This window comes from Sphingobacterium olei (assembly GCF_005048855.1).
Classification (GTDB): Bacteria; Bacteroidota; Bacteroidia; order Sphingobacteriales; family Sphingobacteriaceae; genus Sphingobacterium; species Sphingobacterium olei.
Window position 1 is genome coordinate 195,911 of the sequence record NZ_SUME01000005.1, and the last position, 13,431, is coordinate 209,341.

11 protein-coding genes are annotated in these 13,431 nt (G+C 35.8%); all 11 read left to right on the forward strand.

Annotation, left to right across the window (positions count from 1 at the left end; genetic code table 11):
* Positions 1-12: 12 nt before the first annotated feature.
* The 11 genes from FAZ15_RS13365 to FAZ15_RS13415 all read left to right on the forward strand — a co-directional run bounded on the left by FAZ15_RS13365 (position 13) and on the right by FAZ15_RS13415 (position 13,406).
* The gene (locus tag FAZ15_RS13365) at positions 13-1,542 is read left to right on the forward strand and encodes an oligosaccharide flippase family protein (protein WP_136901820.1); all 1,530 of its coding nucleotides are present in this window, start codon (positions 13-15) and stop codon (positions 1,540-1,542) included.
* A gap of 3 nt (positions 1,543-1,545) precedes the next feature.
* Positions 1,546-2,418, forward strand: a complete 873-nt coding sequence (locus FAZ15_RS13370) for an SDR family NAD(P)-dependent oxidoreductase (RefSeq protein ID WP_136901821.1) — start codon at positions 1,546-1,548, stop codon at positions 2,416-2,418.
* A 423-nt stretch (positions 2,419-2,841) separates the two neighbouring features.
* Positions 2,842-3,981 (forward strand): polysaccharide pyruvyl transferase family protein, encoded by a 1,140-nt coding sequence (locus tag FAZ15_RS13375; RefSeq protein WP_136901822.1) that lies wholly within the window; start codon positions 2,842-2,844, stop codon positions 3,979-3,981.
* Complete coding sequence (locus tag FAZ15_RS13380) at positions 3,978-5,018, forward strand: glycosyltransferase family 2 protein (RefSeq protein WP_136901823.1); 1,041 nt, start codon at positions 3,978-3,980, stop codon at positions 5,016-5,018. Before FAZ15_RS13375 ends, FAZ15_RS13380 begins: the two co-directional genes overlap by 4 nt.
* A 653-nt stretch (positions 5,019-5,671) precedes the next feature.
* Positions 5,672-6,433 (forward strand): O-antigen ligase family protein, encoded by a 762-nt coding sequence (locus FAZ15_RS22495; RefSeq protein WP_162304937.1) that lies wholly within the window; start codon positions 5,672-5,674, stop codon positions 6,431-6,433.
* Positions 6,402-7,421 (forward strand): glycosyltransferase family 2 protein, encoded by a 1,020-nt coding sequence (locus tag FAZ15_RS13390; RefSeq protein ID WP_136901825.1) that lies wholly within the window; start codon positions 6,402-6,404, stop codon positions 7,419-7,421. The genes FAZ15_RS22495 and FAZ15_RS13390 overlap by 32 nt, the downstream gene beginning before the upstream one ends.
* A gap of 38 nt (positions 7,422-7,459) precedes the next feature.
* Positions 7,460-8,563, forward strand: a complete 1,104-nt coding sequence (locus FAZ15_RS13395) for a glycosyltransferase (RefSeq protein WP_136901826.1) — start codon at positions 7,460-7,462, stop codon at positions 8,561-8,563.
* A gap of 34 nt (positions 8,564-8,597) precedes the next feature.
* On the forward strand, positions 8,598-9,668 hold the full coding sequence (locus FAZ15_RS13400; protein WP_136901827.1) for a glycosyltransferase: 1,071 nt from the start codon (positions 8,598-8,600) through the stop codon (positions 9,666-9,668).
* Entirely contained in the window at positions 9,665-10,765 is a 1,101-nt protein-coding gene (locus tag FAZ15_RS13405) for a glycosyltransferase family 4 protein (RefSeq protein ID WP_136901828.1), read from the forward strand. The genes FAZ15_RS13400 and FAZ15_RS13405 overlap by 4 nt, the downstream gene beginning before the upstream one ends.
* 140 nt (positions 10,766-10,905) lie before the next feature.
* On the forward strand, positions 10,906-12,288 hold the full coding sequence (locus FAZ15_RS13410) for a nucleotide sugar dehydrogenase (RefSeq protein ID WP_136901829.1): 1,383 nt from the start codon (positions 10,906-10,908) through the stop codon (positions 12,286-12,288).
* An 89-nt stretch (positions 12,289-12,377) separates the two neighbouring features.
* Complete coding sequence (locus FAZ15_RS13415; RefSeq protein ID WP_136901830.1) at positions 12,378-13,406, forward strand: NAD-dependent epimerase; 1,029 nt, start codon at positions 12,378-12,380, stop codon at positions 13,404-13,406.
* Positions 13,407-13,431: the final 25 nt, after the last annotated feature.

The window sequence follows — 13,431 nt, forward strand, 5'->3', positions numbered from 1 at the left end:
TGTGCCTAGATTATGAGTACAAGTAACAATAAGCGTATAGCCAAAAACACATTATTCCTTTTTCTTAGGATGTTGGTGACGGTTATGGTTTCGTTGTATACATCAAGAGTTGTACTGGATGTTTTGGGAGTACGTGATTATGGATTGTATTCCGTTGTTGGAGGTGTAGTTCTTTTGTTTTCTTTTATTAGTACTACGATGGCGTCATCCACGCAGCGTTTCTTAAATTTTGAGAAGGGAAGAGGAGATACGAATCGTGTAGAGAGGTTATTCGGTACTAGCCTTTTCGTTCATATTGTGCTTGGTTTATGTCTTTTTATAATAGTCGAATCTGCGGGATTATGGATGTTGAACAAAAAACTGAATATTGATTCGGAGCGGTTGACGGCTGCGAATTGGATTTTTCATCTTTCCACTATTTCTTTTGTTTTTACAATTTTAAATGTTCCGTTTAGGGCGGCGATAATTGCTAATGAAAAGATGAATGTTTTTGCTTTGATTAATGTAGTAGAGGTGCTATTGAAACTAATTATTGCAATTAGTATTCCTTTTTTCAGAGGCGATAAACTCATATGGTACGGAGTATTAGTTTTGTTGTCCACTCTCATTGTAAATGCAATGTATAGCATCTATTCTAAAAGGAAATTCCTCGAATGTAAAGGGAAGATTTGTAGAGATAATGAATTTCTAAAATCAATATTTGGATTTTCTTCTTGGACTTTGCTGAGCGGTTTTTCAATTGTACTGAGAAATCAAGGCCTAAGTATATTATTAAATATATTCTTTGGGACAACAGTAAATGCGGCTCAGGGAATCGCGAATCAGGTTAACACAGTTATAACTGGATTTGCTGCCAATTTTACTCAAGCGGTAAACCCCCAAATAGTTAAGGATTACGCCGCAGGACGAATGAAAGAGATGCGCAATATGGTGATGTTTAGTTCACGGGTGTCGTTTATTTTAATTTTTTTAATAGCATTTCCAATTTTTGTCGAGGCAGATGTGATCCTTAAGATTTGGTTAACGACAGTTCCTGAGTACACTGTGTTTTTTACGCGTTTAGTGTTGGCTCAGGCATTGGTTGAGTCGTTTGCATCTGTACATTCTACGGCACAAGGTGCCACAGGTAAAGTAAAATTATACCATTTTACATTAAGTTTGCTAGGAATATTAAACCTGCCTTTAAGCTATTTTGTTTTAAAAGCAGGAGCAGTGCCTTACTCTGTTTTGATCATTTCCATTATAATATCTGGAATGATTTCGATATCTAGATTAATATTTTTACGCAAGTCAATTGGATTATCACTGGTTAAATATTTTTATGATGTAGTGTTAAGGTGTTTAGGAATATTCCTAGTTTCTATTCCAATACCTCTTCTGTTAAAGATAAGACTAAATGATAGCCTGTTAAATACTTTTTTAATTAGTCTCCTATCGGCTCTAATTATTGGAGTTAGTTCTTTTTGGATAGGAATAAGTTCGATAGAGCGAGATAGGTTAACTGGAAGTATTAAAGCTAAATTCAAATTAAATAGGTTTTAAGAAATGTTAAAAAAAATCATTCCGCAATTTATCAGAAAGAAAGTGAATAAATTTCTGCATAAGAAGTTTGCATATGTAGAGGCAAGTGTACCGTATCAGATAAACCAAATTGAAAGTAATCAACGGTTAAAAAATCAGATTGCTATTGTAATAGGCGGTAGCGGTGTGATCGGTCGGTCTATTGCTTGTAGATTAGCAATTGATGGGGCTAAAGTGTACGTATGCGGCACCACGAGGGAAAAGGCTGAGAAGGTCGTGCAGGAGATCATAGCTTTAGGGGGAGAGGCTGTTTCGTGTGTGATTGATTTCTTTTCTGAGACGGATATTAAAGAAAAGATCGCCGGTATTTATAGTACAGAGAAAAGAATTGACATCCTAATCAATAGTGCAGGTGGAAGTTCGCGAGAAAAGAATGCATCAATAGATAAATTACCCACTGAAGTAATAGATACCATTTTGACAGTTAATCTGCGTGGAACAATACTTTGTTGCAGGGAAGCTTCGAAATATATGCTACTTCACAAGAAAGGAAAAATTGTCTGTATCACATCTGTAATAGGAGATAAGGGGAAAGCAAGATTTTCAGAATATGCAGCAGCAAAAGCAGGAATTATTGCCTTTGTAAAGTCAATAGCGATGGAACTCGGACCAAAGGGAATTCGCGTGAATTGTGTATCTCCTGGGATAGTTCAGAGGGGGTTGATAAATAAGGAACAGATTGATAAATTGAAAAAGACAAATTATTTGGATGATTATGGGAGGCCAGAGGATATAGCTAATATGGTTGGGTTTCTTGTATCCGGTGAAGCTGAATTTGTAACCGGACAGAACTTTATTGTGGACGGTGGACGTTCGTTGGGACTTAAAGGGGATTAAGTATTCGTTGTGAAATACTTATTGGATTTCAATGATTTATTTTAAAGCTATAAAAATGATAAGGATTCTAATAGAAATAGTAATGTTATTTGGGGGACTCTATTTGATCGTATTTCGAATGAGAATATTTAGTTCTATAAGTAGTTTGGGACCAAGGCGTATTTTAATTTGGATCGGAAAACCACTAATACATTGCAATTTTACCAGTATAATAAAAATTTTACGGGAGGGGCAATTACTGGGGGAGCTGCAGATATTTCCCAACTTTTTTAGTAGGCCGGTGATGCGGTTTAATCCGTATTCAACACCGAATCCTCAAATTTTTATTGGCTCTAGCTCTACATCTCTTTGGGGCGGTGTACGCGGTATTTGTGGATATAATGCAGCGAGATCATTAAATAGATAAAAGTTAAAAAATAAAATATGAAAATCGGAATTCTTACATTACCGCTTCATACGAATTACGGAGGGAATTTGCAAGCATATGCATTGATGACCGTATTGAAGGAGATGGGACATGAAGTGTGGTTAATAAACAGGCAAGGAGCTAGGATACCTAGATGGAAATTGCCCTTGGCCATTATAAAAAGACTATTAATGAAATATGTTCTTAATAAGAAGGATATAGAGATTTTTGTTGAAGCAAAAATACGAAAGGAATACTCCATTATTAGTCAATATACCCAACCATTTACAGAGAAGAATATACAGCCGCAAACGAAGGCTGCCTATTCAACAAGAAATTTATCTAGGGTCGTAAGCCGATGCCAGTTTGATGCAATAGTTGTCGGGAGCGATCAGGTTTGGAGACCCGCATACACCTCTAATATTGAAGATTACTTTTTGGGTTTTTTAAAAAGTAATAAAACCAAACGCATATCCTATGCTGCCTCATTCGGTACAGATGAATGGGGATTTTCCGCAGAACAAGAAGTACAGTGTGCTAAGTATTTAAAGTTATTTGATGCAGTTTCTGTTAGAGAGAGCTCAGGTGTAAAATTCTGTAATAAACATTTTGATATTGATGCACAACACGTTCTAGATCCTACGATGCTTTTGGAAGTTTCTAAATACTTAGAGTTAGTAGAACCTGTTCGGAATGAAGCAAAAGCAGAAGGTGTTCTAGTTTATATTTTAGACGAAACTTCGGACAAAACAGCAGTGATTGAAAGTGTCTCGAACCTCTTACAGAAATCTATTTTTCGAGTGAATAGTAAAACTGAAGATAAGTCGGCCACTCTCCAAGATAGGATTGCTCCACCTACTGAAAAGTGGATAAAAGGATTTTATGAAGCTGATTTTATCATTACTGATTCATTCCACGCGTGTGTTTTTGCTATACTTTTTAATAAGCCGTTTCTAGTGTATGGTAATCAATATCGTGGTGTTGCTCGATTTTCTTCTTTGCTTTCAATGTTCGATTTAACAGATAGATTGATTTTTTCTGCAAAGGATTTTAAATCTGAAGAGATATTGAAGGAAATAAACTGGGAAAATGTTAACGCAATTTTGGAATTGAAAAAAAGAGAAGCTAGAGTATACTTAAATAATATCTTAAAATGACGACTCCGTGTGTTAGCATAATAATTCCTATATATAAGGCAGAGGAATATTTACCACAATGTATAGATAGTATATTATCTCAAACATTCGATGATTTTGAAGTATTGTTGATAGATGATGGTTCCCCTGATAAAAGTGGAGAATTATGTGACGAATATGCAGCCAAAGATGATAGAATTAGAGTGTTCCATAAAGAAAATACAGGTGTAAGTTCTTCTCGAAATCTAGGACTTTCTGAGGCAAGAGGTAAATGGGTAACTTTTATAGATAGTGACGACTGGATAAATGCAGACTATTTAAAGAAACTGATGTTATATGCGCAATTGGATATTCAGATTGTTCTGGGAGGTTACAAGAAGCAATCTTTAAGAGTACAACAGATTTTTACCAGCGGTAATGATTTAAATTACTCGAAAGCCGATATTCATCTCTTTTTCCAAGATTTTATTTCTACTTATATCGTTAGAACGGTTTGGGGGGGGCTTTATTTATCTTCGATAATAAAAAATAAAGAGATTTATTTTGATGAAACTTTAGCTATCGGAGAAGATACGATTTTTAATTTTATTTATATAAATGCGATTGATGGCAGTTTAACTGTTTCAAAAACCTCGAACTATAATTGGCGGCGTGTCGAGGGTGCTGAATCTTTATCTCAAAATCTAAATATAGAAGGATGGTATAAATATATAGACACATTCTATCCGATGCTAATTTTACATGTTAAGGAGTGTCAGAAGTCGTCAAATATAAAGGAAGGTTTGGTCGCCGACTGTTGTACGTTGGTTTTTATGCTTTATCGCCGAGGATATGTTCGTAAAAGTCAATTAGAAAGAGTTTATTCTTTTCTTCCATTAGTGTCGGGTAAAGTGAATATTCAGCCTTTAAGAGGAAAAGGAACAGTATTTATTTTGATTGGACTTCTATTTAAATATAGTAAAAGTACAGCCATAAGTCATTTTGTTTTAAAATTGAGTTTTTTTCTTTTGATGTTTAAACAGAATGCGTGTAAAGGTAAGATATTAAGATTTGCTTAATGATATGTCAGGAAGATTATTAATTTTATTCATATTAAAGTGTAAAAGAGAGATGATACATGTTGTTAGCTTTGTTGAAAAATATCTCTTCTGATAGACCTTGAAAGTGTGTTAATATCAGATAAACTATGGTTATATATATAATAATATCTACATTTTTTGTTATAGCTGCTTTCTTTAATTTTAAGAGGTCGTTGTTCTTTTGGTCGGCGTTTTCAATATTTTTCGATTTGGCGACATGTCTAAAGTTTTCTCCTCCGTCTTTAACGGTTACGTTTGCACTAAATACTTTTTTTATTTTATTCTATTTAACAAAGAACCCTGCTAAGAAATTAATTAATCCATTTACTAGTGCATGTTTAATTTTGCTATTTTCTTATGTGTTCTCAGCAATTTTTCCAACTAACAGACTAGGCGAATCAATACTGAAAATATTTCAGTTCGTTGTAAATGAATTGATCATTGTACATGTCATTTTTGCGTCTGTCAGGAATCCGAAAGATTTAAAATTTTTAATCAAGTGTTTGTCTATTTCAATTTTGATATCCTTGATATATGGTCTGTTTACCTATGTTACTAAATCTAATCCCATTATTGACTATGAAATTTCTATATCAAGCTCTCAAACGGAAGAGATAAAAATGATATCCTATATGAATACTGAACGTGGGATAAGACTCCAATCCTTGTTTATGAGTCCATTTATTTTTTCATTAACTATAGTTTCATATTTATACATGATTTTGATCGCTAATACTTTCTTTAAGTCTTTTTTAAAACTAAATAATAAGTATTTGATTGGCTTAATCATCTTAGTTACTATTTCGGTTTTTTTATCTAATTCTAGGTCTACAATTTTGCCATTTATTACCATTACTCCTTTGTTATTATTGAAGATGCCAAAACGTTATAAAAGTATAATTATAATTGGAAGCGTATTATTAGTATTATCGTTACCTTTTGTAATAGATAGATTAGAGATCATTACCTCGGTTTTTGATTCTCAATCTAAAGCAATCTCTGGAAGCTCGGTTTCAATGCGAGAGAATCAGTTTGCTATTGCATTAAGAAGTTTTTTTGAATCTCCAATATTTGGACATGGGTACGGTTATACTGACATTCTTAGAAGTAGTAATTTTGATCTCTACGGAGCAGAAAGTGTTTGGATTCCACTTTTAGTAGAACAAGGGCTGATAGGAGTTATTTTATATTTGTTGTTTTTTAAAGGGTTGGTCTCTATTGATAAATTCGAAAATAAAAGAATATTAGTTATATCCATACCACTTTATTATCTATTGTTGGTTACTATGAATGGGGCAGTTAATATCAGTCTATATATAGTGTTTCTAAATTTAGCAATTTTATATAAATTGTTTTTATATCATGATATCTGGAAAAGAAATAAAAGTAAATAATTGTCGAATTTCAATTATTATACCTGTTTATAATGCATCAAGTTATTTACGACGGTGTCTGGATAGTTTGTTGTGCCAAACCATTCAACAATTTGAAGTTTGGTTAATAAATGACGGCAGTACTGATGGGTCGGGTGATATTTGTGATGAGTATGCCAAATATTATCCTAATTTTTATGTTCACCACGATAAAAATAACGGTGTTAGTTATGCTCGTAATATAGGAATAGAAAATGCTATCGGAAAGTATATCACTTTTGTGGATGCAGATGATTATGTAGAAAATAATTTTCTACAGATGATGCTTCCGCATAATAATGAAGATTTTTCTGTGTGCGGTTGCAAAATCATTCGTTATGATGGAAGTATAGATGTAGAGAATATAAGCTGTTTTGACTATGAGCAAGAACCTTTTAATTCTATATTAAATCATCATCTTGCTCGAACTGTTTGGGGAAAGATGTTTAAAAGAGAATTAGTTAATAGAGGCAATTTAAGATTCGATACTTCATTAAGAATAGGCGAGGATACTCTATTTATTCTTAATTTTTTATGTAATGTACAGTCTGTTTATATAAGTGATGAAATAGGATATATATATATTAAGCCACAATACAAAATTAATAAATATAGGATGACGCCCTATGAGCTGATTAATCTTTATAGGCAATTTCGCTTTATCGAAGTCAAGCTAGAAGAAAGCGGATATCCCATTCAGAGTTTAAAGAAAAATAATAAAAAAACTGTTGGATTTAATTTGCTTACGTTACTGTATTTGTCAGGTAAATATTCTTTTTCTGAAAGGCATAATTATATTTTAGACTTTAAATATATTGGAAAATCTGTAGATGGGAATATCGGGCTATCAGGGTATCTAGGTAAAATTTATAACCTTTTTGAAGCAGTACCTTCTCCTCGCTTGCAGGATATTTTTTTATGTTTTGTTATGAGATTAATTTGGTTTAAGGCGAAAGCTTTAAAGAGTTAATAAGAAAGGTCTTTTTATCAAATAAATAATTAATAATAATGAAAATAGTAGAGATCATTCATGCTTTGAATCCAGGGGGCGCAGAACGTCTATTAGTAGATTTAAGTAATAGATTTGTGCAGGATGAGGATACAGAAGTTTTTGTTATCGCTTTAAAAAATAGAGATCCTCGAAATGAAAATTTTTATGTTGGAGAACTATCGAGAAAAATTCATTTTATACCGATGGGATTTGGAGATGGAGTGAATCTTAGCTATCCTTTAAAAATTTATAAAGTTCTTCAAAAGATTAAACCAGATGTTGTTCATATTCATTGTGTTTTTAAATATTTGATTTTACCAATTATTATGAAACGTAACTGCAAATATGTAATCACTCTTCATAACAAAGCGGAAGAGGGGTTTCCTGGCTTTCAGAAACACGTACTGTATTTTCTTTTAAGGAAGAAGCTGATTAATATAGTTACTATTTCGGACACGAATCAAGAATCGCTTAGAAATTATTTAAATCAAAATAATGATGTTTTGATTTATAACGGCAGAAAGCAGCCTGAAAAGACTGCGAGTTATCCTGATATTGAAAAATTCTTTTTACAGATCAGAACAACATCAAAAACAATTATTTTACTTGCAATAGCCAAGTGTTCCGTTCAAAAGAATTTAGGTTTGTTGATCTCTTCTATTAATGCTTTGAATAATGAAAAGGAACTTAATTTAGATTTTAAGCTACTTATCTTAGGAGATGGATATCACGATTCCGAACTCGGATTGGAATTGTTGACATTCGCAAGTGATTCTATTATTTTTTTAGGTCCCAAAAATAATGTTGCAGACTATTTTTATTTGTGTGATGCTTTCTGTCTATCTTCTCTTTTTGAAGGAATGCCGATCACACTTATAGAAGCTTTGGCCTGTGAATGCATCACAATTAGTACACCGGTCAGTGGAATTATTGATATAATTCACGATGGGAAAACAGGCTTTATATCTCCTGATTTTTCGGAGGAGAATTATAAGAAGACGTTATTATGTTTTATTGAAAAACGACGTGAAGTAAATAAGAGTGAATTGAAAGAGATGTTTTTAAAATATTATTCTATAGATAAGTGTGCGGAAGCCTATTATAGGCTTTTTGTTTCGTAGCAAAATTCTAGCATATGAATGTTATATTTATTATATGAGATCACAGATATTAATTTTAGTCAAAAACTTAACTAGTGGAGGAGCTGAAAAGCAGTCTGTTTTATTGGCAAAAGCACTAGATAGTTTATATGATATACATTATGTCATTTTAAATGCTGATTATCAGGAACCTAAATACTTGAAATTACTTGGTGAGAATCCGTCAATAATAGTTGTAGCTTTTAGGGGGAGTTTATTCTCCAGGTTTTATCAGTTAGTTCAATATTTAAAAAAAAATAGAATAGAAATCATATTTAGTTACCTAACAGCTGCCAATTTTTTTGCTATTGTTTCTGCTCGATTCACTGGTATAAAAAGAGTGTATACGGGAATCCGTAATGCCTACTTACCTCCCTTTAAGGCATTTGTAGATCGTTTCCTTTGTAACAGAATGGCTTCCGGCTCCATATTGAATTGTTATTCGGGAGAAAAATACTTCACCCAACATGGTTTTGACATAAATAAAATGTTGGTTATCCCGAATTGTTTTGAAAAGATAGCTAATTATAAAGAGAAAAGAAGAGATAAGGAAACGGTCGATATCATCAGTGTTGGTCGCTTTGTCGAGCAAAAGGATTATTTCACGGCATTGAATGTAATAAATCTTCTTAGACTCTCTTTTCCTAATATCCGATATCATATTGTCGGGTATGGCGAGATGGAAGGACCTATTAGGAGTAAAATCCAAGAATTAGGTATAGACACCAGTGTCGAGATATACATAAATCCAAATAATATAACGGAGTTGTTGAACAATGCTGATATATATATGTCAACTTCTCTTTTTGAAGGAACTAGTAACTCCATAATGGAAGCAATGAATGCTGATTTGCCTATTGTGGCTACAGATGTTGGCGATAATTATCAACTGATAAGACACAATAAAACAGGCTTTTTAACTGCTGTTAAAGATGTGGAATCTCTTTCGTCTTATTTGATGACATTAATTGCCAATGAAGACTTGCGAATATTAATGGGGCAAAATAGTAAAATACGTTTGAAGGAAAATTATTCCGTAGATCGGTTTAGAGAAAGATACCAACAGTTAATTGAAGAAAAATTATGAAGGTAATTGTTATAGGGACGAGAGGAATACCAAATATTTTAGGAGGAGTAGAAACCCATTGTGAGGAACTGTATCCTTATTTGGCTCATGATTCGAATCACGAGATTACCGTGATAGGTCGATCTTGCTATGTAAAGAATGGCAAGTTGCAAAATTTTAAAGGGGTTAAATTAAAGACTGTTTATGCGCCTAAAAATAAGGCTTTTGAAGCGATAGTACATTCTCTCCTGTCGGTATTTTATGCAGCAATCAAACGGCCTGATGTCGTGCATATTCATGCTGTTGGGCCCAATTTGGTCACGCCTATAGGAAGATTGTTAGGACTTAATGTTGTCATGACTCATCATGGACCTGATTATGAAAGAATAAAATGGGGTAAGATGGCTAAGCTTTTTCTTAAGACTGGAGAATGGGCTGGGGTAAAATTCGCTAACAAAGTTATTGTCATCTCAGAAGAAATAAAAAAAAGTATTGTAGAAAAGTACGGACGAGATGATGCCGTAGTTATTCCTAATGGTGTTTCTATCGCTGAGAGACCAGCCTACGAAAAGGACGTTTTAGAAAGGTATGGAATCTATCAATACAAATATATTTTTACTTTGGGAAGATTTGTTCCAGAGAAAGGGTTCGATTATTTAATTAGAGCCTTTCAAAAGTCTGAAGTAAATGGAGCGTATAAACTTGTTATTGCGGGTGATGCTGATCACGAGTCAGAGTACTCAAAATCGTTGAAGAGCCAAGCAAGGGATGCAGGGGTAGTATTAACTGGCTTTATAAAAGGTGAAGAACTATCGCAATTGTTTGCTAATTGTGGTTTATTTGTTTTACCTTCTTTTTATGAAGGTTTACCAATTTCATTGTTGGAGGCTATGTCATATAATCTGCCAATCTTGGCCTCTGATATACCGGCAAACACACAAGTACCAATACCGGAACATTCTTTTTTCCCTGTAGGAAATGAGGAGGCACTTGCTCAAAAACTTAACAAATACTTTGCTAATAAGGTACCTAATAATCCGATTTATTATAATTTGGATAATTATGATTGGAAAAATATTGCAGCAAATACTAATGATGTATATAAATCCATTGTGTAGAAACTCTTAGCTATTTCGTTAACTGTGTATATAGAAAAAGGGGTTTAGTTATAACCTAAGCCTCCAATTATAGAAATAAAGACGGAAACGGATTGTATTGTAGGTGTTTATTGGCTATTTGATAAATATATGATATTATTATGAAATCTATTAAAAAAATCACCTGTATAGGAGCAGGCTACGTTGGCGGCCCGACGATGTCTGTTATCGCCCAGAAGAACCCAAATGTAGAGGTTACCGTCGTAGATGTGAATACCGCACGTATTGCCGGATGGAACGATGAAAATCTGGATAACTTACCGGTATACGAGCCGGGTCTGGACGGCGTTGTCGGAGAAGCCCGTGGGCGCAACCTGTTTTTCTCAACTGACGTAGATAAAGCGATAGATGAAGCCGATATGATCTTTATCTCGGTGAATACGCCCACCAAAACCTATGGTAAGGGCAAGGGACAGGCAGCAGATTTGAAATATATCGAACTTTGTGCCCGCCAGATAGCGGCTGTTGCCAAGTCGGATAAGATCGTGGTAGAAAAATCAACATTGCCGGTTCGTACAGCAGAAGCATTAAAAAGTATATTAGATAATACGGGAAACGGGGTTAACTTCCATATCCTATCCAATCCCGAGTTTTTGGCAGAGGGTACAGCCGTTACGGATCTGCACAATCCGGACCGTGTACTGATCGGAGGAGAGAACGCTGAGGCCATAGAAGCACTGGTGCAGGTTTACGAAGCCTGGGTTCCACGTGAACGCATCCTGACCACGAATCTCTGGTCGTCCGAACTGTCCAAACTCGTTGCCAATGCCTTCCTGGCACAGCGAGTATCATCGATCAATGCGATTTCCGAACTGTGTGAAGTAACGGGGGCGAACGTCGACGAGGTATCCCGTGCTATCGGTCACGATTCACGTATCGGTGCAAAATTCCTTAAAGCTTCGGTCGGCTTTGGTGGATCCTGCTTTCAGAAAGATATCCTGAACCTGGTGTACATCGCACGTTCTTATAACCTGACGGCTGTTGCGGATTACTGGGAACAGGTCATCATCCTGAACGACCACCAAAAAGTACGTTTTGCAGAGAATATCATCAAGACTTTATATAATACCGTAAATGGTAAAAATATTGCTTTCCTGGGCTGGGCGTTTAAGAAAGACACCAACGACACACGCGAATCCGCAGCGATCTATGTAGCCGATCATCTGCTGGATGAAGAAGCTAATGTGATTGTCTATGACCCTAAGGTTCCTGCAGAGCAGATCTATAAAGATCTGGATTACTTAGGTACACGGTCTCCCGAAGAAAACCGGAGACTTGTCAGGGTAGTGAACGATCCATACGAGGCACTTTCAGGTGCACATGCCGCAGCGGTTTTAACGGAATGGGACGAATTCAAGGATTACGACTGGGCGAAGATCAAGGAAACGATGAAGAGGCCTTCCTTTGTCTTTGACGGAAGGAAACTATTGGGCCGTACAGAGCTGGAAGAACTTGGGTTTATATATTACGCAATAGGGGAGTAAACAGAGGTTAGGAGTTAGAGATTAAACTTTGAGACAGATGACGAAGAGCGAGTATGCACAGCAGGAATTTGTACCTAAACAATAAGAGGATGAACTACAAAAAAATATTGGTTACGGGAGCTGCAGGTTTTATCGGCTTCCATCTCAGTAAGAAACTGCTTGATCAGGGCATTGATGTCGTGGGCATAGACAATATCAATGACTATTATGATATCAACCTGAAGTATGCCCGGCTTGAGGAGTTAGAGGTTAGGAGAGCGGAAGCAGAGAACTGGAACCAGGAAGCTGGCTCTGACAGATACCCTACTTTTAAGTTTGTACGTATGAATCTGGAAGATCGCAAAGGACTGCCCGAACTTTTCGAGCAGGAAAAATTCGATGCAGTGATCAATCTTGCGGCACAGGCGGGTGTACGCTATAGCCTGGAGAATCCCATGGCCTATGTCGACAGCAACCTTGTCGGTTTTGTCAATATCCTGGAAGCATGCCGTCACCATAAGATAGGGCATCTGCTGTATGCATCCAGTTCATCCGTTTACGGAGAAAACGGAAAAGTACCCTTTTCAGAAGACGATCGCGTTGACTATCCTGTTAGCCTGTATGCCGCGACCAAGAAATCCAATGAGCTGATGGCGCATACGTACAGCCACCTGTACCAGATTCCAACATCGGGGCTTCGATTCTTTACGGTATACGGCCCCTGGGGCAGACCGGATATGGCACCAATCCTGTTTGCTTCTGCCATCAAGGAGGGCCGTTCGATCAACGTGTTTAACAATGGAGAGATGAGTCGTGATTTTACCTATATTGATGATATCGTCAACGGGATTATCATTACCTTAAACAACCCACCAAAACAAGAACAGGAACGGCCCCTATATCAGGTATTCAATATCGGTAACGGTTCACCGGTTTCCCTGATGGAATTTATCGGAACAATGGAACAGCATTTGGGCAAGATAGCCGACAAGAACATGCTGCCGATGCAACCCGGAGATGTACCCCGTACTTGGGCAGATAAAAAACACCTGACGGCACTGGGTTATCAGAGTACAACACCGATTCAGGAAGGGGTGAAGAGGTTTGTGGAATGGTATAACACCTATTCTCACGGATAACATTTGCCATTTAATGGCTGTCGAG